The organism is Thermosulfurimonas sp. F29 (genome assembly GCF_019688735.1).
GTDB lineage: Bacteria > Desulfobacterota > Thermodesulfobacteria > Thermodesulfobacteriales > Thermodesulfobacteriaceae > Thermosulfurimonas_A.
In genome coordinates this window covers 86,165-108,793 of record NZ_JAIFYA010000001.1, presented here as the reverse complement: position 1 = coordinate 108,793, position 22,629 = coordinate 86,165, and the positions used below count along the sequence as shown (strand labels likewise).

The window sequence follows — 22,629 nt, the reverse complement described above, 5'->3', positions numbered from 1 at the left end:
CCATGACCTTCGAGCTGGTGGAATCCGAATACCAGGCCAGGATCAAGGTCGTCGGGGTGGGTGGAGGCGGCGGCAACGCCATCCGCAACATGATCCGCAAGGGACTCAAGGGGGTGGAATTCATCGCCGCCAATACCGACTATCGGGTGCTGGACCTGAACCCGGCTCCGGAGAAGATCCAGCTGGGCAAAGACCTCACCAAGGGCCTGGGGGCCGGGGGGAATCCGGAGATCGGCCGGGAGGCGGCCCTGGAGGCCGAGGAGGAGATACGCCGGGTGCTCTCCGGAGCGGATATGGTCTTCATCACCGCCGGCCTCGGCGGGGGCACCGGCACCGGGGCGGCTCCGGTCTTCGCTCGGGTGAGCAAGGAGCTCGGGGCCCTCACCGTGGCGGTGGTCACCAAACCCTTCCGTTTCGAGGGCAAACAGCGCATGATGGTGGCCCAGAAGGGCCTCGAGGAACTGAAGAAATATGTGGACACCATCATCACCATTCCCAACGACCGGCTCCTGGCCCTGGCCTCCCCCAACGCCAAGCTCTTCGAGATGTTCGAGAAGGCCGACGATGTGCTCTATTACGCGGTGCGGGGTATCTCCGACCTCATCCTTTTCCCCGGATACATCAACCTGGACTTCGCCGATGTGCGGGCGGTGATGACCGACATGGGTGGGCTGGCCCTCATGGGCACGGGGATCGCCAGCGGAGACAACCGGGCCGAGGCCGCGGCCCAAAGCGCCATCTCCAGCCCGCTGCTCGAGGACATCTCCATATCCGGAGCCCGGGGCGTGCTCCTCAACATCACCGCTCACCCTCACACCCTCACCATGGAGGAAATCCAGCTCATCTCCGACAAGGTGGCCCGCGAGGCCCACGAGGAGGCCAAGATCTTCTGGGGGGTGGTCTTCGACGAGGAGATCGGCGACGAACTGCGGGTCACCGTGATCGCCACCGGCATCGGGCAGAAGGAGGAACCCGCGAAAAAGGAGGAGCAGAAGGTGCTTCCCTTCGAGAAACCCCGCCGGGAGGAAGAAAGGAAGGAGGAGAGGCGACGCCTTCGCCGGATCCTGGACTCCATTCCCACCGAGGAGGAACTGGAGATCCCGGCCTTCCTCCGCCGCAAGGCCGACTGAGAGGACTGCTTACACTACCACCCTCACCATACGGTGGGCGTGGCACTGGAGGTTCACCGCCACCGGGAGGCTGGCGATGTGGGAGGGGTGTGTCTCCACATGGACGGCCAGGGCGGTGGTCCTCCCTCCGAAGCCCAGGGGACCTATCCCCAGCCGGTTGATCTCCGCAAGAAGCTCCTCCTCCAGCCGGGCCACCTCCGGGTTTTCGTGCGGGCGGCCCAGGGGGCGGATCAGGGCCTTTTTGGCCAGCAGCGCGGCCATTTCAAAGTCCCCTCCTAGGCCCACTCCCACCACCACCGGAGGGCAGGGGTTGGCCCCGGCCCGGGACACGGTCTCCACCACGAACCGTTTCACCCCGGAGAGTCCGGCCGCCGGGGGGAGCATGGCCAGCCGGCTCATGTTCTCGCTGCCGCAGCCCTTGGGGAGGATGACGACTTCCAGGCGATCCCCGGGGACCACTTCCACATGGATCACTCCCGGGGTGTTGGTTCCGGTGTTGCGCCGGGTGAGGACCTCGCACACCGAGGCCCGGAGGTACCCCTCCCGGGCTCCCCGGGCCAGCCCCTCCTCAACGGCCCCGTAAAGGTCCCGCACCCGAACCTCCTCTCCCATCCGCACGAAGACCACCGGAATCCCCGTGTCCTGACACAGGGGAAGACCGCTCTGCCGGGCCCTTGCGGCGTTCTCCAGGAGGACCTCGAGCACCCTCCGGGCCCTTTCCTCCTTCTCCGCGGTCAGGGCCCTCCGCAGGGCCTCCTCCACCTCCTCCGGAAGCTCCCGCACCGCCCGCACCAGCCCCCGCGCCACCGCCTCCACCAATCTTTCCCGCTCGATCTCCCTCATTCCCTCACCTTCCTTTCCACCAGTCCCCGAATTCCCCGGCGAAAAAACTCCTTGATCTCTTCCCATTGCTCGTTTCTCAAAGGCATATCTTCAGAGATCCATAGAGAATCCCTCTCCGCATCCGAAAAATACACCAGTCCCTTCAGAAGAAAACCTATTTGCTCCTGGCTAAGGGAAAACTTATCCAGACAAAAATTCATAGCTGTCTCCCAATCCCAGCCGTGTTTGGTCATCAAAAAATAAAGGTCAAAGAAGTCTTTTTTACATCCTCTTTGAGCTATGGCTATCATTTTGGTGGCCGCTAGGTCTTCATCGGAGGCCAGAAAAAGCCTGCCCCCCTCCACGGTTATCTCTTTCGGGGGACGGAGAAGGGGATAAGGGTAGGAAGAAAAGGACACCTTGATTCCTTTGATTAATCCCGTGGAGGTACCCGCTCGGTGATCCAGAAGGGTTCCGTAATTTTGAAAAAATCTGAAGAGTTTTTCTGAGGGAAAGTTGCCTTCAGCCTTTTCCGGAAAGGTGAAAAAGTCCAGGTCTTCCGAAATTCGGTGGTCGTACTTGAGGAGGAGGGCGGTTCCTCCCGTGAGGTAAAAGTCCTCAGTAAGGCCAGATCTTAAAACGAGCGCGAGGGTTTCTTTCTGTGCTTCGCTCAATTTCCTCATCCTTAATCTCCAGGATCAGTTGCCAGAAGGCCCGTTGAGGTCCCTGAAAAAGGTGGATTTTTCTAAGAAAGTTTTCTTTCAGCTTTTTTCGGTCGTATTTTTTTAAGACCGCTATGGGATAACCGTAGAGCATTTCCCGGGTAAGAAGGACCTCCGGGTCTCCGGTGTTCTCCCAGTCTAGAGAGGTCTTTCGGGGCACACTTGTATTTTACTTTAAAAAAGGCTATTATTTAAGACCCATGCCCCGGAAGAAGAAAAGCGGACCTCTCTTCGATTCACAAAATCGATATCTTCCCTGGCTTCTCCTGGGTGGATTATTACTGGCCTTTTTGATCTGGCCCTTTTTCTACAATTATCCCCGGGAGGAGCTGGCCTACAGCGAGTTCAAGGCCCTGGCCCGCCGGGGGCTGGTGGACAACCTGGTGATCTCTCAGGACTACATCGAGGGCGAGCTCAAGAAGGGGGCCGCGCAGGTGCTCACCCGTCTCCGGGGGAAGCCCCAGCAGCCCGGTAAGTACTTTCGCACCGGGAAGGTGGACGATCCCGACCTGGTTCGCATACTCGAGGAGAAGGGGATCCGTTTCCGGGCCCGGCCTCATCCGGGCTGGTTCTCCACCCTGCTTTCCTGGGTGCTTCCGGTCTTTCTCCTGGTCTTCTTCTGGATGCTGGTCTTCCGGCGCTTCGGGCCTCCCGAGGGCGGGGTCATGGGGCTGGCCAAGAGCAAGGCCCGCATCTATGTCCAGGAGGACATCCGGGTCACCTTCCGGGATGTGGCGGGGGTGGACGAGGCCGTGGAGGAACTCAGGGAGATCATTGAGTTTCTGGAAAATCCTCAGCGGTTTACCGCCCTGGGGGGCAAGATCCCCAAGGGGGTGCTTCTGGTGGGGCCTCCCGGCACGGGAAAGACGCTGCTTGCCCGGGCCGTAGCCGGGGAGGCCGGGGTGCCCTTCATCTCCATTTCCGGGTCCTCCTTCGTGGAAATGTTCGTGGGGGTGGGGGCGGCCCGGGTGCGGGATCTATTTGCCACCGCCGAGCAAAAGGCCCCCTGCATCATCTTCATCGACGAGATCGACGCCCTGGGGAAGGTCCGGGGAGTCTCACCCATGGCCGGGGTGGACGAGCGGGAGCAGACCCTCACCCAGCTCCTCACCGAGATGGACGGTTTCGACCCCAAGAAGGGGATCATCATCATTGCCGCCACCAACCGGCCCGAGATCCTGGATCCGGCCCTTCTGCGTCCGGGCCGGTTCGACCGGCACATCGTGGTGGATCGACCCGACCTCAAGGGCCGGGAGGCCATCCTGCGCATCCACACCCGCAATGTGAAGCTGGCCCCGGATGTGGACCTCCGGGTCATCGCCGCCCGCACCCCGGGCATGGTGGGGGCGGATCTGGCCAACATCGTGAACGAGGCCTGTTTGCTGGCCGCCCGAAAGGGGAAGGACCGGGTGGAGATGGAGGACTTCGAGGAGGCCGTGGATCGGGTCATTGCCGGGCTCGAGCGCAAGAATCGCTATCTCTCCTCCGAGGAGAAACGCCGGGTGGCCTATCACGAGACCGGACACGCCCTGGTGGCGGCCTCGGTGCCCGGGGCGGATCGGGTCCACCGCATCTCCATCATCCCCCGGGGCATAGGGGCCCTGGGCTACACCCTGCAGCTCCCCACCGAGGATCGCTACCTGCTTACCCGGAGTGAGCTTCTCGACCGGCTGGCCGTGCTGCTGGGCGGCCGGGCCGCCGAGGAGCTGGTCTTCGGCGAGATCTCCACCGGGGCCCAGAACGATCTGGAGAAGGCTACCGAGATCGCCCGGGCCATGGTCATGGACTACGGGATGAGCGAAAGGCTCGGCCCCCAGACCTTCCGCCGCCGGGAACACCTCTTCCTAGACATCCCCTTCCGCGAGCGCGAGCTCATCTCCGAGGAGACCGCCCGGGCCATCGACGAGGAGATTGCCAAGCTCCTGCGCGAGGCCTACGCCCGGGCCCGGGAGATCCTTACCGAGAATCGCGAGCGCCTAGAGACCATCGCCGGGCTCCTCCTGGAAAAGGAAGTCCTCGAGGGCCAGGAACTGGAAACCCTCCTTTACGGTAAACCCAAAAGTTCAACCGCGTGAAACTTTTCGGTTCTGTTTAAGGAATGTTTGGGGTAAAAGAGAATAATCTCGAAAGAGCACGAAACGGTTTGCGGAAAAAGAAATAGAGCCCCTTGACAATTTTCAGGGTCCTGTCCTATATTAAAAGTAGAGGTTAAATAAAAGTTAAGAGGAGGGGTCCGGAAATGAAGACGAAAGGTATGTGGGTATGGTTGGTGATCTTTCTTTTCCTGGGGGGCCTCGTTGGCCTGGCGCAGGCCAAGGTGCGCGGCCAGTGTAGCAACTGTCACACCATGCACAACTCGCAGGGCGGCAGTCCCATGACCTTTGATAACTCGACCACGCCCAATCGGACGCTTCTCCGGGCGGCCAACTGTCTGGGGTGTCACTCGGACAGTGCCCCTTCGGGTGTGCAGGCCGTAACTCCTATTGTTAAACACAGTTCTGATCCCGGGTATGTATTCGGTTCCACCCGGGGAAGCACCCTGGCCGGGGGCGACTTCTATTATGTAACTCTCAGTGATGCCAAGGTGCACAATGTGGACGAGCTGGGCAACAATGACGATGTGCTTAACGCTCCGCCGGGGTATGTTTATAACGGCGATTACGGTCGCGGTAACGGGACCTGGCCTTCCGGGAGAGCGGTCTCCTGTGCCGGAACCTACGGGTGTCACGGTGATCCCAGCAAGGAGGATCCCTTTGCTTCCATTGCCGGCGCGCACCATGCCAACATCAACCGCACCGGGACCGGGAATGCCACCACCGTGGCCACGAGCTACCGTTTCCTCCTGGGTATTTACGGCACCGAGGATCCGGACTGGGAGGGTGGAACGCTGGATACCTCTCACCACAACGGTTACTATGCCGTGGACCGGAGCACGGTGAATTCCTACACCGCTCCGGATAAGCACACCATCAACTACCTCTGCGGAGAGTGTCACGGTAATTTCCACGCCCAGATTGATTACGACTCCACGGTGGGCAGCCCCTGGATTCGGCACCCCACCGACTACGACATGAACAATGTAAAGACCAAGGAGTACGGTAACTATCCGAATACCGCCCTCTTTAGCGGAAAGTACGGGGTTAGCGCTGCGGGTGACTACTTTGTGGATGTGCCGGTGGGTAATAATCAGGGTGCGGTAAAGAGCCAGGTGCTTCAGGCTAGCGGTGACGCCATCGTGCTCTGCGTGTCCTGCCACAAGGCCCACGGTTCGCCCTACGACGACCTCCTGCGCTGGGACTACAGTGCCTGTCAGGCCGGGACCGGAAACGCCACCTCGGCGGCCAACTGCGGTTGCTTTGCCTGTCACACCACGAAGTACTAAGGTCCTGAGCGGGGGTTAGCCCCCCGAAAAAGCGGGGCCGCAAGGCCCCGCTTTTTTTTGAGGTTTTTTCGGGAGGGGGCAGAGTGCGGTGGTGGGTTGCGGGGGTGCTTTTCCTGGTGATCTGGGTGGAAGCGTGTGCTGCTGCCGGGGGGGATGTTCCGGCCAAAGTCCCTTTTCGGAAGCTGGTGGTCCTGGGAGTGCTTCAGCGTGATATGGAAGGGCGTCCCTTCATTTCCCCCATGGAGGTGGCCCTGGATCCGGAGACCCTGGAGATATATGTCTCGGATCCTTCCCGGAGTGAAATCGCCATCTTCAGTCCTGACTTTTTCCCTCGCTTCACCCTGGGGCGAGGACGAGGACTTTCCTCTCCCTATGGAGTGTGGGTGGATCGGGAGGGAAATATTTATGTGTGTCAGGCCGCGAGCAGGGAAAAGCCGGCCCGGCTCAGCATCTTTAACGGAGCGGGAATCCTGGAAAAGGAGTTTTTCTTTCCGGATTATTCCTTCGAGGGGGCGGCTGATTTCAAACCCCGTTCGGTGGCCGTGGATAAGCGATTTATCTATGTGGCCGGGGAGGAATTTGAGGGGGTGGTGGTACTTGACAAGGAGGGGCGTTTTGTGCGCATAATAAGCGTCAGGGACCGGGTGGTGCCGGGGATGCCCAAGGAGAAGGCGTTGATCAACGATGTCTATGTAGATAAAAAGGGGCGTCTTTACCTGGTGAGTGCGCAGATGGGACGGTTTTATGTCTTTGACTCCCTGGGGCACTTCCTTTTTAAGGGGGGGAAGAAAGGGGGTGGTCCGGGCAAACTCAGCCGGCCCAGTGGAGTGGCGGCGGATCCCAATCTCGGCCTCATCCTGGTCATAGACTACATGCGGCACACTGGTCTGGCCTATTCCTATCAGGATGGGCGTTTTCTCTTTGAATTCGGAGGGCGAGGGTTCTCCCCGGGCTGGTTCAATTATCCCACGGACATAGCGATAGATCCGAAGGGGCGTATCTATGTGGCGGATCTCTTCAATCGCCGGGTGCAGGTTTTCGTTCTCGGCGGAGAGGAAGGGGTTTATTCTCCGGTACCTTCCTTTGTTACTCCTTTGAGGCCGATAGAGACCCCTAAAGGGGGCAAATCCCGCAAAAAACGCGGAAAGGAGGCGCAGCCGTGAGGAAACTGGTCTTCTTGATGGTGTGTCTGGGTTTGGTCTGGTTCCCGGGATTGTCGGGTTACGGAAGGGAGGCCCTTAAGGCCTCCGCCGGGGCTTCCACAAAGACTAAGGCTTCCGTCACGCCCCGGAATTCCTCTCAGGCGGTTCTCACCGATGCCGACTGTGTGAAGTGCCACCCTCCCCAGGTCAAGCAGATAGAGACCAAAGGGGGGAAGCACGCCAAGGTGGGGTGTCTGCGGTGTCATCTGGGGCATGCCCCGCTTTTCCCTAAAAGTAAAATGATCCCCAAGTGTTCACGATGTCACAGGGGTAAATCCCATTTCACCCTGAAAAATTGTCTTCAGTGTCATACCAATCCCCACACCCCCCTGGAAATTACCTTTGAAAACGGAGAGTACAAGAAGGCCTGTCTTACCTGTCATCCCGGTCCGGGGAAACAGATGGAGGAGGTTCCCAGCGCTCATGCTCAACAACCCTGCAATTTCTGTCATACCCGGCACGGTTACATCCCCAACTGTCTTGACTGTCACGATCCTCACCTCAAGGGGCAGACCTTTGAGGATTGTGTGGGGTGTCACCAGGCGCACAAGCCCACGCAGGTTACCTACGGAAACGATGTTCCCAATCGTTTCTGTGGAGCCTGTCACGGGCAGATCGTGAAGACTCTGGAGTCCGGGAAGACCAAGCATGCGAAGCTGGCCTGTGTCTTCTGTCACCGCTCGGTGCACGGAGTGAAACCCAAGTGTCAGACCTGTCACGGCATACCACATCCCGCCAGTATGTTGCAGGGGTTCAAGGGTTGTCTGGATTGCCATGTAGATCCGCATAATCTGGTCAAATAAGGAATGAAGGGAGGTTTGAAGATGAGAAAGGCGTGGTGGGGAGTAATGATTCTTATGGTGGTGGGGCTTTTCTGGCTGGTTTCGTGTACCACAAAGCCGGCGGGGCCTGCGGAGGCCAAGCCCTCTGTGGCCACCGGGGTCAAAGCTCCGGCCAAGGCTCCCGCTAAGGAGCCCGAAAAACCGGTTAAAAAGGCCGCTGTCGAAAAGAAGAAGATTTCTCCGGAGAAGGCCTTATTTGAGGCCGAGATCAAGCCTCTGTCTCCGGTGGAATGTGCCCGGTGTCATTATTCCATCTATCAGTTGCTCAAGAAACACGGGGGCAAGCATCGTCAGGTCTGCACCAACTGTCACCGGGTCTATCACCGGTATAACCCCGTGCAGAACAACTGGAGAGAGATCATGCCCAAGTGTCAGCGGTGTCACGGACTCCCCCACGGCTCTCAGGTCAAGGATTGTCTTTCCTGTCACCGGGAGCCGCACAGTCCCCGGCGCATTGCCCTGGCGGATGTGAGTGGTAAGTGCAACCTGTGTCACGCCTCGGAGGTAAAGATCCTCAAGACTCACAAGAGCGCCCACCAGGAGGTGGGATGTGAGGGCTGTCATTCCGAGCGTCACGGAAGAGTTCCCAAGTGTTTTGAGTGCCATGAAGGACATGTTCCCGGACAGACGATGAAGGAATGTCTGATGTGCCACAATCCCCACATGCCCCTGAACATCAAGTCCTTTAAGGGACTGAAGGTGGAAAATCGGGTATGCGGTTCCTGTCACGGTACGGAATTTGAGCGTCTTTCCACCACCCGGGCCAAGCACGGGAAGCTGGCCTGTACCTTCTGTCATCCCAGGCACGGTTTTCTCCCCAAGTGTGAGGGCTGTCACGGAAAGCCTCATTCCGCGGCGCTGCATCGCCGGTTCCCGCAGTGCCTGAAGTGTCACCTGGATCCGCACAGTCTGGGTATGGGAAAGGGGGCCAAACCTGTACGGAGGAAAGCCCAGGTTAAATGAGAAAACCCTGGCTCCTCCTGATGATCCTTCTTCTTGCGGGGGGGCCGGGGTGGGCCTTCAATTTTTCCGCCTCCTGGCAACGGACCAAGAGCAAAGGGGCCCCCCCGCAGTGGAGTCGGAATTATACCCTTTCTTTCTGGCGGGATTTGACCCCGGCCATGAATGCCGGAGCAACGGTGCGTTATTCTCATCAGAGCCAGGCGGATACCTGGCGCAAGACATGGGTACCTTCGGTTTTTTTTACCCTCACCAACGATCTTTTCAGTTTCAACCTTTCCGGTACCGGAACCCAGTCCCGCACGGATTCCTCTCCCACCATGAATTCCTACAACTGGAGCGCGGATCTCTCCACCCACTATCGAAAGGCAAAGGTCGGACTCTATTTCAACCTGGGCCGCCAATGGAACGAGGCTCATCCTCGAACCGTGGACAGCAAGAACCACGGGTGGGGATTTTCCCTGTCGCGGGACTTTGAAAGGGGTTTTTTCCGGAACCTTTCCCTCAATTACAGTTATCGTTCGGACTGGAACCGGGATCTTGTTGCGGACTCCCGGAGTCGAAATACCTCTCAGGTGGGCCGTCTCACCTATAGCAATCGTTTCTACGGGATATCTCTGGCTCTTTCCCAGCAATATTCTCTGGTTAAGAGCGAGGCCGACTATGCACTGGGGCCGGGAGGGCAGGCCAGGGTGTTCGTGGATTTATCTTTCAACGGTACTCCTCCCGCCAGGCTGGATCCGGCGGGAAACAATACGGTGGTGGTTCGGGTGGGGGCCACGGCCATAAAAGGGATAGAGCTGTACAGGGACTGGATCAACCGCATTTCCGTCCCGGGTACCGCTTCCTGGGACATTGAGTACAGCTCCGATGGAATTCGATGGACGCGGCTGGCCAGCGGGGTATCCCTGCCTTATCGGTTTTCCTCCTCGATAAGTTCAGGGTATTTAAGGCTCACCCTGGTGCTGGGAGGGGCTTTTGATTTACCCGATCCCCGCGCCCGGGGTTTTTATTTTGTAACGGAGGGGCATGTCGAGACTCGCACCAGACATTATCAGGGATCCCTCAGCCTCGCCTATGCTTTTCCCCGGGACATTCGTACCGGTTATTACTTTTCCTATGATATTACCCGCCCCGACGAGGGGGCGGAGGTGAAACGCTTTAACCATTCCCTTTCCGGATCCTGGAATCCCAGTCGTTACTTTCGGCCCCGTTTGACCCTCTCTTACTCCTCCGACGAGACCGAGGGACAGCCCAAAAACGAGACCTGGAGCTATTCCCTGGGGGTGAGCTCCGATCCCCTGGATACGGTGAGTCTTAGCGGCGCATATACCTACAATAAAGCCTTTACCGGAGGTGAGGCCACCTCCGAGACCCGGTCCTACGGTCTGGGGGCCCAGATGGAACTTTATCCGGATCTTATCCTGAAGACCAACTTTTCTTATTCCAGGAATCGCACCTTCGGCAATTCCACTTCCGAGACCACCGGATTTACCACGAGCTGGGATCTCCTGGCCCGGCTGAAGCCCACCGTGACCCTGGATCTTCGTACGGATTACACCCGTTCCAAAGCTTCCGGGGGAGAAACCTCCACCACCAAACGATATTCCGCCATACTGACCTGGCGGGTCTCGAGCATTCTATCCTTTAATACCTATCACATTCTTACCGATAGCGGAGGGGAAAGGATCTATGACTATCAGTATTCCTTTTCCCTGGCCGCCACGCCCAGGGTGCGTCTGAGCGGGGGCTGGAACGGTTCTCGAAACAGTACCAAGAGGGATTCCCTGAGTCTGAATGTCTCCTGGAATCTGGGGCCGCACATAAATTTTAATTCCAGTTACTCCTGGAGCAAGATCGACTCCCGGAGTAGCTGGACCTGGCTTGTAAATCTGAACCTTGTATTTTAACTAAAAGATTGCTACCTTAATGTTAAGGAGGCGTTAAAGATGAGGCGGTGCCTTGCGGGTTTTCTCCTCCTCTTTTTTCTGGCCGGATGTGCCTCCCGGGGACACCTGGAGAGCTATATGCGGGAGGGGGTGGATCCCACCTTCGTCAAGAAGGTGGCCGTTCTCAAGTTCGAGAACCACACCCGGGAGAAGGAGGTGGCCGAGCGCATGCGCGACATAGTGACCATGGAGGCCCTGGCCCTGGGGCTTTTCGATGTGGTGGATCGCACGGTGGTGGACGAGGTCCTGGCGGAGGAAGGGGTGGAAGGAGGGATGGGGCTGGACAGAGATACGGTGAGGCGGCTCGGGAAGCGCCTGGGGGTGCAGGCCCTGCTCGTGGGGAGCGTTAACGCCTACGAGACGGAACGGGAGGGCAGTTACAGTTATCCGGTGGTGAGCCTGAGTCTCCGGCTTCTGGATGTGGCCTCCGGGGAGATCATCTGGAAGGCGGGGGGCACGGAGACGGGCTATAGCCTGGTGGGAAGACTTTTCGGTTTTAAACCCAGGAATGCCATCGAGGTGAGTTTCGATCTGGCCGCGAAACTTTTGAAGACCTTCAGGTGATTTTATGGCCGGGATTGATTTCAGAAAAGTGCTGATCACCCTCGTGGCCCTGATGCTGGGCCTCGTTCTTTCGGTCCGGGCACAGATTATCGTGCTTCCCTTCGAGGATCTCAGTAAAGGGCTCAACGGAGTGGATCTGGAGGTGGCGCGGGCGGTGGCGGATTATCTGGCGGGGGAGGGATTTCAGGTTATCTATCCCGAGCAGGTGATTCCGGAGCTGGCTCGCCTCCGGGTGAAGAGCCCCGGCTGGATTGATCAGGTAGTGGCCAGGGAGCTTCTGAGGAAGTTTCGGGCCAGGTTCATCCTGTTGGGCACGGTGCTGGAAAAGGACCCCAGGGAGCCCTTGCTGGGGCTTTCGGTGCGGATCCTCGAGACCAGCACCTTCAAGCTGGTGTGGGCGGGCACGGTTTCCTTCACCGGGAAGGACTGGCACCCCCTTCTCGGTCTCGGACGGGTCACCTTTCAGGACTTTCTCCGCAGGAGTTGCGAAAGACTATTTGCCGGGTTGAAGGAGGAGCTCGGGGTCCAGGCCGTACCCCCTCCGGTGGTGGCGGTGGATGAGATCCTGCTTCGTCCGCGCAGTGTGCGCGGAGGTGAGAAGGTGGAATGCGCCATAAGGATGCGTATTTCCGGGCCTCCTCCGGATCGGATGCTGGTGGATCTGGGCGGCAGGAAGGTGCCCCTGATAAAGGAGGGGATTTATTATCTGGCCTTCTGGCGAGCTCCGGAGGAGGAGGGACGATATCCGGTAAATCTGGTTCTGGAGTGGAAGACCGGATGGCACCTGGAGAAGCGTTTCTTTCTGGCCACCTACCGTGTGGACAATACTCCCCCGGCGATTGATTTGCGGGTCTATCGGGTTCGCGAGACCCCGGAGGCCCCGGCCTTCAGGAACTATGTGGAGTTGCGTCCGGTCCTTGAGAGACCCGATCGGATTGTGCGCTGGGCAGTGCAGATCCTTCCGGAAAAGGGTAATGGTCCCATCATCAATCAGGAAGGTATGGGCAATCTTCCCCGACGGATAATCTGGCGAGGCACGGATGCCAGCGGCAGAAAGCTTCCCGAGGGGGTCTATCGGGTAAGATTTAAGGTATGGGACGAGGCGGGGAACGAGGCCTGGAAGGAGACGAAGCTTATCTATGTGGGTTCCCCTCCCGCGGTTCAGGTGGAGGCGGTTAGGGATGGGGATCGGGTCAGGATCTCTTTTCGCATCGCCCGTCATCTCGTTCCCCTCCGGAGCTGGACGCTTGAGCTCCGGGATGGAAATGGGAGATTGATAAAGGAGCTACGGGGTCGGGGGCCTGTGGCCAGGGAGTTGATCCTGGATAGGGTTCCGAAGGGCTTGCGTTACAGTCTCAGGCTAAGGGATGTGCTGGGCAACCGGATGATCGTGCGGAATCGCAAGATCGTGCCGGTGGTGCTCCAGGCCAAGAAAGAGGGTGAAGAGCAGGAGAACAGGGCCAAGGCTCAGAAGTGGGTTACGGAGTTTTAGGGGTGTTGCGCCGGAGGTGGCCGGGGTTAATTCTTCTGGTCTTTCTGGTCTTTTCGTGTGCCGGAAAGGGGCCCAGATTGCGCATAGCGGCCCATGGTGAGTCCGGGATCTGTCGGGTTGCGGTTCTTCCCTTTGTTAATCAGACCCGTCGTGAGGGGGCAGGGGAGTTGGTCACCCGGGTGGTGATTGCCGAGCTGGTGAATTCCGGTCTTGAGGTTACGGAGGAGGGGGTGGTTAAGCGATTCCTGGAGCGGGAGCGTTGTCTTCCGGGAGAGAGTATTCCGGCCCGGGTGATGGAGAAGATGGGGGAGGAGCTCGGAATCAAGGCGGTGGTGGGAGGGATGGTGACCGAGGCCCGGGAGGTGGGGGATCAGGTCCGACTGGGATTTTTTCTGTGGGTGAAGGATGTGAGAGATGGGCACTTCCTCTGGGGAACCTATTATGTGAAAGACGGGGAGGACTATAGAAAGATTCTTCATTTCGGAAAGGTTTCTTCCCTTAGCGGCCTGGCCCAGAGGATGGTTCACGAGGTGGTCAGGACCTCCATGAAAAGGAGTCTCTTCAGATGTCGCGTATCCTCCTGATAATACTATTGATTCTGCTGTGGGGGCCCCCCTTCCAGGCTCGGGCCTTTCTGGGTTTCGGTAAGGGTTATCTGGTCAGGATCAACGGAAAAGCTTATACTCCCGAGGACTTTAAAAAGTGGTGGAACTACTGGCACGATAAGAACACTCCGGTTACCGATGCTCTGGACGATTTCATTGCGTGGAACCTTCTGGCCGACGAGGCCGAGTCCATGAATCTGGCCGATTCACCCCATTATCGTCGCAAGCTGGAGGTTTTCTTAAAGGTCAGGTCTTTACTGCTGCTCCGGAACGAGGAGGTGGACCAGAAGATCCACGCCACGAGGGAAAAACTCTGGGATCTCTACCTTCGGGAGTTCGTTCCCCGGGTAAGACTCAGGGTTTTTTATTCGGAAAACGCCACCGAGGCCCGCACCTGGGCTGAAAAGGCCCGGCAGGAAGGGTGTCAGAAGGTCTTTGAAAAGATCCCCAGGAAAAAGAAGAGGGATTTGGGATACAGAAGGCCCCGCCAGATTCCTCCATTTCTTCGCAAGGATGTGGTTTCAGCCGCTTCCGGAGCGGTGCTGGGGCCGTATCAGCGGGGCAAGCGATTCGTGGTGGTGTGTGTGGAGGACAGGGTGGGACCCACTCCGGGGGATTTCAGGGATATGTTGCCGGATTTAGGGGATCTCTTTCGCCGGGAGGAGGAGGCTCGACTTACGCGGGATCTAATAGAGAGATTGAAAAAGAAGTACAGGGTGGAGATAGCCTGGGATACCATTAATAAAATCACTCCGGAGGGGAAACTTCCCGATGATCTGAAAGACCGGGTGGTTATTCGGATAGCGGACAAGGAGCTTTCGGCGCGGGATTTTCAGGAGTTGCTTAAGAGGGATCGTGCGCTGCGCTATCCCGAGAGAAAAAAGCTTTCGGAAGAGGATCTTCGGAGGTTGAGGAAAATAGTGGTCAACAATATCGTGGCGGAGACCCTTACGGATCTGGAAGCCCTGAATCGCCACTACGAGAGGCGCGAGCCCCTTAAGTCCCTGTGGGAGTTTTACAAGCGTCAGATGCTGGTGCGGGAGTTCGAGCGTCAGGTCATCTGGCCCAAGGTGAAGGTTACCGAGGAGGATATCCGGGAATATTATGAGGAGCACAAGCAGGATTACCTGCGTCCCGGGAAGGTGGTGATTGCGGTTATTCAGAGCGGAGACGAGAAGCTCATGCGGGAACTTTATCGTCGGATTCGATCGGGGGAGGATTTCTTTGAGGTGGCCAAGAGGCTTTATTTTCACGGGGTTCATCCTCAGACCTACCGGGAGGATCAGGTGCGCCCGGAGATCAAGAAGGTCCTGGATACCCTTGAGCCCGGGGACATTTCTCCCCTTTTCAAGGTGGATAAGGACTACTTCATCATCAAGCTTATAGATCGTATTCCTCCCAGCCCTCATCCCTTCAAGATGGTCAAGGATAGCATTAAGAGCATTCTGGAGCGGGAGAGGTTTGAGGAGTTGCGTCGCGATTATGTGGAGAGGCTCAAGCTTCGTTCCCGTATTGAGATAAACGAAAAGGCCTGGCAGAAATTGTTGAAGGAGCTGGGGACATGAGGTGGTGGGCGATAGGGTTGCTGCTGGTTCTTCTGGCTTCCTGTGGTCCGGCTCCGGGTCCGCAGGGGCCCCGGGTTCGCAAGAAGTGCGTGGACTGTCATCCGAAGATGGTGGCCAGGGTGAAGCAGGAGGGGCCGGTGGTGCATGCGCCGGTGGCCCGGGGGGATTGTTACGGCTGTCACAGGCCCCACGGACTTATCGGTGGAGCCTTTCTTAAGGTGGAGCCCCCGGTTCTGTGTTTGCGGTGTCACAAGGATCTGGAACAGAAGTTTCGGCAGGGATTTCTTCATCGTCCCGTGAAGGAGGGGCGTTGTGACAGGTGCCACGGTTTTCATGCCGCCCCCGAACCCAAGCTGCTCAAGGCCAAAACGGACGAGCTCTGTTTGGGCTGTCATAAAGAGGTTCTTCGCGGTCGTTATCGGCACAGGGCCCTTCAGGAGGGTTGTCTTAAGTGTCACGCTCCGCATGTTTCGGAGGTCAAGGGCCTCCTCAAGGACCGGGTATCTTCCCTGTGTCTGGAGTGTCATTCCCCGGAGGATCTGGAAAAATCGCACGGGGTGGCCGTGGGAGGGGATTGTGTTTCCTGTCACAATCCGCACTCCTCGGACAAACCCCATCTTTTCAGGGCTTCTCTCCACGCACCGGTAAAGGAGGAGAAGTGCGAGAAGTGTCACAGGATGAGCGGGGAGGAACCCCTTAAAACGGTTGCTTCCGTGCCGGATCTGTGCTGGAGGTGTCACGAGAAGGACCGGGCCTGGGAGGTACATCCCCCATATCGGGAGGGAAGCTGTCTGGACTGTCACAATCCTCACGGCAGTGCCTTTTCACCGCTCTTGGTATCCTCTCCTCAGAAACTCTGTACCTCCTGTCACAGTTATTTCCTGGGGAAGAAAAAGTCCGAGCATGCGGCGGCGCGCGAGGTTCACGGGGCGGTCAAAAAGGGGCTCTGTCTGGGCTGTCACCGCCCGCATGTATCTCCAGAAAAGGGGCTGCTGCGCACTTCAAGAGAGAAGTTGTGCCTGAAGTGCCACCGCAACAAGTTCTTCGGAGCGGTGCGGCATGAGCCTGCCTCCCGGGGGTTATGTCTGGATTGTCATGCGCCTCACGAGTCTTCCCGGCCGGGTCTTCTGGTGGCTGAGGAGGAGAAGCTCTGTTTTCGGTGTCATCCCGGCACCCGGGAAGAACAGTCGGCTTTCAGTGTGCACACCCCCTTTGCTCAGGGGAAATGTTCCGGTTGTCATGATCCTCATGTGTCCGGGCAGAAGGGGCTCCTCCGCAAGGGGTGGATGCAGTTATGTCGCGGGTGTCACGGGGGCTGGTTCAGGGAGGTGGAGGGGTATAAACAGGTGCATCTTCCGGTGGCGGAAAAGAGATGCGATCTCTGTCATGAGCCCCACGCTTCGGATTATCCCTTCCAGGCCCCCAAACCGCTGGCCGAGGTATGTTACGGATGTCATGAAAAGCTGGGCGAAAGGGCGAGAAGTCTTCCGGTGGTGCACGCTCCGGTGGAAAGGGGGAATTGCAAGGAATGCCATGCTCCCCACGGAGGGAATGTGAAGGGTTACTTGCGCCGGGATCAGCAGAAAATCTGTCTCTCCTGTCACGGGGAGGTGAGCGAGTTCTGGAAACAGGGGGTGGCCCATCCTCCGGCCCGGGAGGACTGTCTAAAGTGTCATCGTCCTCACACCTCCCGCTACAGGGCTCTGGTCAGGGTATCCCCTTCTCGACTGTGTTTTACCTGTCATGAGGACGGTTCGGTGCTCGCGGAAAGTCATGAAGGGATAGCGCCTTCCGGGCGTTTATGTGTGACCTGTCATGATCCCCATGGCGGGGCGGATGAACGCCAGCTCTGGTCCGGATCCACTCATCCGCCCTTTGAGGAGGACAACTGCGAGCCCTGTCACAGGAGGAAGAAATGAGGTGGGTGTGGCTGGTTCTGCTGGGGCTCCTGTGGGTGACGCCGGCTCCGGGGGCGGTTAACTGCTTCAACGGGGGTTGTCATCGTCCCGGGGCCTTTAAGGGGGCGGTGCAACACGGTCCGGTAAAGGAAGCCCGGTGCGAGAGGTGTCACTTTCCGCATGTATCCCGTTATGCCCATCTTTTGCGAAGACCCATTCCCGATCTGTGCTACGAATGCCATAAGGACTTTCGGGAAAGGATGTTAAGGGCCACCTGGGTCCATCTCCCGGTGAAGCGGGGAGCCTGCGGTCGCTGTCATCAACCTCACGCCGGTCCAAAGGGGTTGCTGGCTTCCTCCGGAGCGGAGTTATGTTTTAACTGTCACCGGAATTTAAGGAAGGTTTCGTACAGGGTCACCCATGCGCCCTTTAAGAGGGGGCAATGCCTGGCCTGTCACCGCGCGCATTTCGGAAAAACGAGGCCGCTTTTAAGACAGGAGGGGGCGGGGGTGTGTTATCGTTGCCACGAAAAGGAGCGCACCGTCTCCCTTCACGGAAGGTATGCCCGTTCCGATATGGACTGTCTTCTCTGTCACAATCCTCACGGGAGCGATCGTCCCCATCTGGTCCGCAATTTTCTGCACGAGCCCTACGGAAAGAAGGCCTGCGGGGAGTGTCACGAGAGCGGGCGTTCAGGGGTGGAGATGTGTCTTTCGTGTCATCGGGATCGGAAGTCCGACTTTTTGAAGGTGCATACCCATTATATGCGTTCCGATCGGAGGCCCTTCTGCGTGAACTGCCATTCCCCGCACGCCTCGGACAATCGAATCCTTCTTCGCGGTTCTCCGGACTGGCTCTGCATCCGGTGCCATCGTGAGGCTCTGGTTCAGAAGAGGGAGAGTCTTCACATTCATCCGGCCTGGGGAAGGTGTCTGGATTGTCACGAGGGTCACGGTTCCCGGTTCGCCGGGATGCTCAAGGGAGATGCCATTGCGGTGTGCGTACGGTGTCACAAGACCCAGGGCAAGTTTACCCACCCCATCGGTGAGAAAGTCAAGGATCCGCGCACCGGTCAGAGTTTGACCTGCGTGACCTGCCACGATCCCATGGGGACACCCTTCAAATACGAGCTGAGATTAAGCGGGGAGGCTTCCCTATGCCTAGAGTGTCACAAGGGTTACTGATCCTGCTGTGTCTTTTTTTCGCTTTCGGAAGGGCCCTCGCCTGGAAAAGGGTCCTTTCCATGGATGTGGGGCCGGACGGGACGCATCTTTACCATCCCATGAGTGCCACCTGGCAGAAGGGAAGGTTTTATGTGGTGGATACCGGAAATCGCCGGCTCATTTCTTACGACGCTCGGGGCAGGCCCCTCAAGGCCGTGAATCCCGGCGGGAAGCTCAAGTCCCCCCTGGACCTGGACTTCGGTCCGGAGGGGCGCCTGTGGGTGGTGGAGAGAAGCGAGAACGCCCTTCTGGAGATAGATCTGACCGCCCGGTCCATAAAGATTCATCGCCTGCACTATCGGGGTCGGGAGCTCTTTCCCGAGCGGTTGATCTGGTACCGGGGTGTTCTATATGTGCTGGATCGCGAGACGGGAGGCGTGGCCTTCGTGCGCAAAAAGGGTGAAGAGGTCACGGTGGAGAGGGTGTGGGTGCCCCGGGCGAAAAATTTTATAGGTTTTCTGGATTTCAAGGTCAAGAGCGACGGGATATGGGCCCTGGAGAAGACCTCACATCGGGTCTTTCATCTCGGCTGGGATGGCCGGGAGGAGGTCTGGCGGCCGGCCGCGGGTTTGGTGTATCCGGTTTCCATTGAGGTGGCCGGGGGGCGTCTCTATGTTCTGGATCGTTATCTGGGGAAGATTTTTGTCTTTACCTTGAAAAATCCTCCCAAATTATTATATTCTTTTTTAGAAAGGGGGTGGCGTCCGGGGCAGATTTACCTTCCGCGGGAGCTGGAGATTACACCCGAAGGGTTGCTGGTGGTTGACGAAGGAAATGGTCGGGTGGAGGTCTGGTCGGGAGGGTTTTAGTGATCCATACGAGAAGGTGCTGGGTGGTCTTGTTCCTGTTTTTCCTCGTTTTTGCTGGAGAGGCGGGGGCCAAGATCCGGCACGGGTTGTGTGTGGACTGTCACACCATGCACAACTCGCAGGGCGGTGTTACCGTGGCCAACGGCACGGTCTATGTGGGAGGCCCCATACCCGGTCTTCTTCGCACTGACTGTATCGGCTGCCACACCGGGGTGAACGACGGCAATAACACCACGCCTTATGTTTACAGCACGCAGCCCGACTACGGGACCAACGGTTTCGGAACCGACGGGAACACCCTGGCCGGAGGAAACTTTTTCTGGGTGACTCAAAACGACGACCGGGGGCACAATGTGGTGGGCATTGCGGTGCAGGACGCCACCCTGGGGACCACCCCTCCGGGAGGCACGGCCATGGCCCAGCAACTTCACTGTGCCGGGACCTACGGGTGCCACGGGGATCCGGGCATTGCCGACGACATAAAGTCCATTCTCGGGGCCCATCACGCCGACGACTCCACTATAGACGGCTCCACGGTGGGAAAGAGTTATCGGTTCCTGAAGGGGGTTCTGGGTTACGAGGATCCCCTGTGGGAATACCAGCCCACCCCTAGCAGACACAATCAGTACAAGGGGGTGGATAGGGCGAGTGAAACCGAGGTCGATACCACCACCATAAGTGCCCTCTGCGCTCGCTGCCACGGAGATTTTCACAGTGGAGCCGGCAACATCAGTAAGAACGGCTGGGGATCTCCCTGGCTCAGGCATCCCACCGATTACGACCTGGGGAATACGGCATCTAATTCCGAATATCGAAATTATCCGGGTGTCCTGGTAGGGCAGACCATAAACGGGGTGACTTACGCCAACCGCACCTATGCCCCGGAGGTGCCGCTGGGAAGCGTGAATGCAAGCGCCCCCAGGTCCACCGTTACCTTCAACGACGATGCCATCATCACCTGCATCACCTGCCATCGGGCCCACGGTTCGCCTTATCCTAAGGCTCTGCGGTGGGATTACTGGGGCTGGCCGGGGAACGGAAAACTCAACGGCTGCAATGCCTGTCACACCACCAAGGATTGAGGGGATGCGCAGGATAGTCTGGCTGATCTTGATCGGTCTGGCGCTGGTGGCGGGTAAGGGATGGGCGGGGCCGGCGCGGGTGGCGGTCTTCGTGAATCTCGAGAGGCTTCCCGGGTTTCGGGTGATTTTAAGGGTGGAGGGGGTCCATCTTCTGGGAAAGGGTCGGGAAGAGGTACTTCCCCTGGTGAGCCGGGAAATTGACACGGGGCTACCCTTCGGGCAGGGACTTCTGGCCTTCGGGGAGGTGCCGGCGGGAAAGTACCGGGGGCTTAAGTTGTGTCTCTCCGGGGTAAAGGTCCGGGGTCGGGAATGGAAGGGAGGATCGATAGAGAGGGTCTATCCGGTCTCCTTGGATCTTCGCAATGGGGAGACGACGAGTCTTTTTGTATCCTGGGATGTGGCGGGTTCTCTGGGAGGGAAGGCCTTCGTGCCCAGGTTTTCGGTGAGGAGACAGGAAAATCCCCTTCCCGGGGAGAATCTTTTCGTGGACACTCCGGACACGGACACGGTATGGGTGATCACCACGGACACCAACCGGGTGGTGTACAGCCTGGGGATATGTGAGGGCCCGCGAGGGATGGCGGTGGCTCCGGGAGGACAGCGGTTTTATGTGGTGTGTGAGGGGGAAAGGGCGGTGAAGGTGGTGGGGATGCGGTCCTTCCGGGTGGAGGATGTGATCCCGGTGCCGTTGCTGACCTCTCCCCGATATCTTGCTCTGGGGCCCGAGGGTCGGGCCCTTATCACCTCTCCCGACGACCGCATGCTGGCCCTGGTGGATCTGGAGCGGGGTGTGCTGGTGCGCTCTCAGCGTTTGAATTACCAGCCGGGGGAGGTGGTGTATCTTTCCGAGGGTCAGCGTTTTGCGGTGTCCTCTCCGGTGGAGGGAGTGGTTTATTTTTTTGACACGGATCTGAATCCCGCGGGGAGGCTTTCGGCGGGGTTTGCCCCCCGGGGGCTGGCTTCGGATCGGGAATATTTCTATGTAACCGATGAGGAAGGGGGGGTACATTTCTATCGGCTTCCGGGGCTTGAATCCGAGGGGCGGGTGGAGACCTGTTTCGGGCCGGAACGGGTGCTTTCGGTGGACGGAAGGGTGCTGGTGAGCTGTTCCGGTGGGGAACTGGCCGTGCTTCTCGAGGGGCATCTTACCGTTTCCCGCAGGCTGTCGGTGGGGCGGGGCGCTTTTTCCATGGTATATTACGCGCCGCGCCGGTGGGTTTATGTGGCTTTGCGGGAGGCCGGTGCGGTGGCAGTGGTGGATTTCAACCGGGAAAGGGTTGTCGGAAAGATAGAAGTAGGAGGGAGACCCTTTGAGCTGGTGGTTAATAGTTTTTAGTTTATGGATGGTGGTAGGGAGTTCCGTTTCTTTAAGAGCCGCTGAGTGCGTAAAGTGTCATCCGGTGGAGGTGAAGGTCTACACGCATCCCTCCTATCTTAGGGGAGATTGTGCGGTCTGTCATCTCAGGGTGCAGTTTCAGGCCCGGAGGGTGGAGGTTCCGGAGAATGAGGTGCGGTGGTGGCGAAAACTGGAGGTGGTCAGGGGAGAATACTATCTGCCCCTTCCGGGGAGGATGTCTCATCGTCCTCTGGTATTGAAGGCCCGGGAGATCGGCTGGCAGAAGGTCCTGGATCCGGATCTCGCGACTCCGATTAAGCCCGGGGAGGCGACCTTTTCCCTTAAGAGGGTTTATCCCTGTGATCGGGTGCAGGGGGTTACGGTGAGCGTAAAGATCTGCCTTGAGGCCGGGGTACCCTTTGAGGCTGAGGTGGATTGCGGAGGAGGCATTCGTGGGTTTACCACCGGTCTGGCCACCTTTCAGGCGGTGTGGGTGGACGGCCTGAGGCCTGGAAAGTTCAGGTGTGTGGTTCTGGCCCGCTCCATAGGAGGGCAGGAGGTTCGGGCGGAGGTGAGAGGGGATACCGGGAAGGTGGAAAGCGTGCGCTTTCCCCTGGCCTCGGAGGAGGAAAAGCCGGAGGCCGGGATCCGGGAGGTGATGGGCCGGAGGTACCTTTATGTGAAGACCCGGGGACGGGTGCGCTTTGAGGTGGGGTATCTTCCGGTGAGGGTGAAAAGACGCGTGCGGCGCGAACTTAAGGACGAGGCACATCGCGGGTTGCGTCCCCCGGTCGACACCGCCACTTACGCCTGTTATCGCTGTCACGGGAAACATTCCCTGGGGGCCTCTCATCCGGTGGATGTGGTGTATCGGCCGGGCGAGAAGGTGAAGCCCGATCCGGGGCTCCCGCTCTTTGGCGGGCGGGTGGAGTGTGCTTCGTGCCACGAGCCTCACACCTCGGCCAGACCCCACCTTTTACGCAAGCAGGGCAAGGATCTGTGTCTCTCGTGTCATCTGGCAAGATACTTTTAAGGTCGGGGAGGAG

General features: G+C 58.5%; 19 protein-coding genes. 17 read left to right on the top strand and 2 right to left on the bottom strand.

The window, feature by feature from the left end:
* Window positions 1-2: 2 nt before the first annotated feature.
* Complete coding sequence (gene ftsZ, locus K3767_RS00530; RefSeq protein ID WP_221171611.1) at window positions 3-1,130, top strand: cell division protein FtsZ; 1,128 nt, start codon at window positions 3-5, stop codon at window positions 1,128-1,130.
* 9 nt (window positions 1,131-1,139) lie between these two features.
* On the opposite strand, the gene K3767_RS00525 is transcribed toward ftsZ, so the two are convergent.
* Window positions 1,140-1,973: a fumarate hydratase gene (locus K3767_RS00525; protein ID WP_221171610.1), complete on the bottom strand. Its 834-nt coding sequence runs from the start codon at window positions 1,971-1,973 to the stop codon at window positions 1,140-1,142.
* Complete coding sequence (locus K3767_RS00520) at window positions 1,970-2,626, bottom strand: nucleotidyl transferase AbiEii/AbiGii toxin family protein (protein ID WP_221171609.1); 657 nt, start codon at window positions 2,624-2,626, stop codon at window positions 1,970-1,972. Before K3767_RS00520 ends, K3767_RS00525 begins: the two co-directional genes overlap by 4 nt.
* Before the next feature lie 248 nt (window positions 2,627-2,874).
* Here K3767_RS00520 and ftsH point away from each other — a divergent pair, with 248 nt between their 5' ends.
* The 16 genes from ftsH (at window position 2,875) to K3767_RS00440 (ending at window position 22,616) form a co-directional block, all read left to right on the top strand.
* Window positions 2,875-4,749: an ATP-dependent zinc metalloprotease FtsH gene (gene ftsH, locus K3767_RS00515; protein WP_221171608.1), complete on the top strand. Its 1,875-nt coding sequence runs from the start codon at window positions 2,875-2,877 to the stop codon at window positions 4,747-4,749.
* 164 nt (window positions 4,750-4,913) lie between these two features.
* Entirely contained in the window at window positions 4,914-6,056 is a 1,143-nt protein-coding gene (locus K3767_RS00510; RefSeq protein ID WP_221171607.1) for a cytochrome c3 family protein, read from the top strand.
* An 83-nt stretch (window positions 6,057-6,139) separates the two neighbouring features.
* Window positions 6,140-7,219, top strand: a complete 1,080-nt coding sequence (locus tag K3767_RS00505) for a hypothetical protein (protein WP_221171606.1) — start codon at window positions 6,140-6,142, stop codon at window positions 7,217-7,219.
* Complete coding sequence (locus tag K3767_RS00500) at window positions 7,216-8,061, top strand: hypothetical protein (RefSeq protein WP_221171605.1); 846 nt, start codon at window positions 7,216-7,218, stop codon at window positions 8,059-8,061. Before K3767_RS00505 ends, K3767_RS00500 begins: the two co-directional genes overlap by 4 nt.
* A 21-nt stretch (window positions 8,062-8,082) precedes the next feature.
* Window positions 8,083-9,063 carry a hypothetical protein gene (locus K3767_RS00495; protein ID WP_221171604.1) on the top strand — a complete coding sequence of 327 codons (981 nt, stop codon included), beginning with the start codon at window positions 8,083-8,085 and terminating at the stop codon, window positions 9,061-9,063.
* Entirely contained in the window at window positions 9,060-10,970 is a 1,911-nt protein-coding gene (locus K3767_RS00490; protein ID WP_221171603.1) for a hypothetical protein, read from the top strand. Before K3767_RS00495 ends, K3767_RS00490 begins: the two co-directional genes overlap by 4 nt.
* A 39-nt stretch (window positions 10,971-11,009) precedes the next feature.
* Window positions 11,010-11,573, top strand: coding sequence for a GNA1162 family protein (locus K3767_RS00485; RefSeq protein ID WP_221171602.1), 564 nt, complete (start codon window positions 11,010-11,012; stop codon window positions 11,571-11,573).
* A gap of 4 nt (window positions 11,574-11,577) precedes the next feature.
* Complete coding sequence (locus K3767_RS00480; RefSeq protein ID WP_221171601.1) at window positions 11,578-13,065, top strand: hypothetical protein; 1,488 nt, start codon at window positions 11,578-11,580, stop codon at window positions 13,063-13,065.
* Window positions 13,066-13,067: 2 nt separating this feature from the next.
* Entirely contained in the window at window positions 13,068-13,649 is a 582-nt protein-coding gene (locus tag K3767_RS00475) for a hypothetical protein (RefSeq protein ID WP_221171600.1), read from the top strand.
* Complete coding sequence (locus K3767_RS00470; RefSeq protein WP_221171599.1) at window positions 13,631-15,235, top strand: peptidyl-prolyl cis-trans isomerase; 1,605 nt, start codon at window positions 13,631-13,633, stop codon at window positions 15,233-15,235. Before K3767_RS00475 ends, K3767_RS00470 begins: the two co-directional genes overlap by 19 nt.
* A complete protein-coding gene (locus K3767_RS00465) occupies window positions 15,232-17,154 on the top strand; it encodes a cytochrome c3 family protein (protein ID WP_221171598.1) in 1,923 nt (640 codons plus the stop codon). The genes K3767_RS00470 and K3767_RS00465 overlap by 4 nt, the downstream gene beginning before the upstream one ends.
* Window positions 17,151-18,317: a cytochrome c3 family protein gene (locus tag K3767_RS00460; RefSeq protein WP_221171597.1), complete on the top strand. Its 1,167-nt coding sequence runs from the start codon at window positions 17,151-17,153 to the stop codon at window positions 18,315-18,317. Before K3767_RS00465 ends, K3767_RS00460 begins: the two co-directional genes overlap by 4 nt.
* Complete coding sequence (locus tag K3767_RS00455) at window positions 18,290-19,165, top strand: hypothetical protein (protein WP_221171596.1); 876 nt, start codon at window positions 18,290-18,292, stop codon at window positions 19,163-19,165. The genes K3767_RS00460 and K3767_RS00455 overlap by 28 nt, the downstream gene beginning before the upstream one ends.
* Before the next feature lie 23 nt (window positions 19,166-19,188).
* The gene (locus K3767_RS00450; RefSeq protein ID WP_221171595.1) at window positions 19,189-20,247 is read left to right on the top strand and encodes a cytochrome c3 family protein; all 1,059 of its coding nucleotides are present in this window, start codon (window positions 19,189-19,191) and stop codon (window positions 20,245-20,247) included.
* 4 nt (window positions 20,248-20,251) lie between these two features.
* Complete coding sequence (locus K3767_RS00445; protein ID WP_221171594.1) at window positions 20,252-21,583, top strand: YncE family protein; 1,332 nt, start codon at window positions 20,252-20,254, stop codon at window positions 21,581-21,583.
* Window positions 21,558-22,616 carry a cytochrome c3 family protein gene (locus K3767_RS00440; protein WP_221171593.1) on the top strand — a complete coding sequence of 353 codons (1,059 nt, stop codon included), beginning with the start codon at window positions 21,558-21,560 and terminating at the stop codon, window positions 22,614-22,616. The genes K3767_RS00445 and K3767_RS00440 overlap by 26 nt, the downstream gene beginning before the upstream one ends.
* The last annotated feature ends 13 nt before the right edge of the window (window positions 22,617-22,629 follow it).

Coding starts and splice junctions, on each gene's coding strand:
- ftsH (WP_221171608.1), top strand. CDS start 2,875: ATGCCCCGGAAGAAGAAAAGCGGACCTCTCTTCGATTCACAAAATCGA.
- K3767_RS00460 (WP_221171597.1), top strand. CDS start 17,151: ATGAGGTGGGTGTGGCTGGTTCTGCTGGGGCTCCTGTGGGTGACGCCG.
- K3767_RS00465 (WP_221171598.1), top strand. CDS start 15,232: ATGAGGTGGTGGGCGATAGGGTTGCTGCTGGTTCTTCTGGCTTCCTGT.
- K3767_RS00470 (WP_221171599.1), top strand. CDS start 13,631: ATGTCGCGTATCCTCCTGATAATACTATTGATTCTGCTGTGGGGGCCC.
- K3767_RS00445 (WP_221171594.1), top strand. CDS start 20,252: ATGCGCAGGATAGTCTGGCTGATCTTGATCGGTCTGGCGCTGGTGGCG.
- K3767_RS00485 (WP_221171602.1), top strand. CDS start 11,010: ATGAGGCGGTGCCTTGCGGGTTTTCTCCTCCTCTTTTTTCTGGCCGGA.
- K3767_RS00480 (WP_221171601.1), top strand. CDS start 11,578: ATGGCCGGGATTGATTTCAGAAAAGTGCTGATCACCCTCGTGGCCCTG.
- K3767_RS00490 (WP_221171603.1), top strand. CDS start 9,060: ATGAGAAAACCCTGGCTCCTCCTGATGATCCTTCTTCTTGCGGGGGGG.
- K3767_RS00495 (WP_221171604.1), top strand. CDS start 8,083: ATGAGAAAGGCGTGGTGGGGAGTAATGATTCTTATGGTGGTGGGGCTT.
- K3767_RS00455 (WP_221171596.1), top strand. CDS start 18,290: ATGCCTAGAGTGTCACAAGGGTTACTGATCCTGCTGTGTCTTTTTTTC.
- ftsZ (WP_221171611.1), top strand. CDS start 3: ATGACCTTCGAGCTGGTGGAATCCGAATACCAGGCCAGGATCAAGGTC.
- K3767_RS00525 (WP_221171610.1), bottom strand. CDS start 1,973: ATGAGGGAGATCGAGCGGGAAAGATTGGTGGAGGCGGTGGCGCGGGGG.
- K3767_RS00510 (WP_221171607.1), top strand. CDS start 4,914: ATGAAGACGAAAGGTATGTGGGTATGGTTGGTGATCTTTCTTTTCCTG.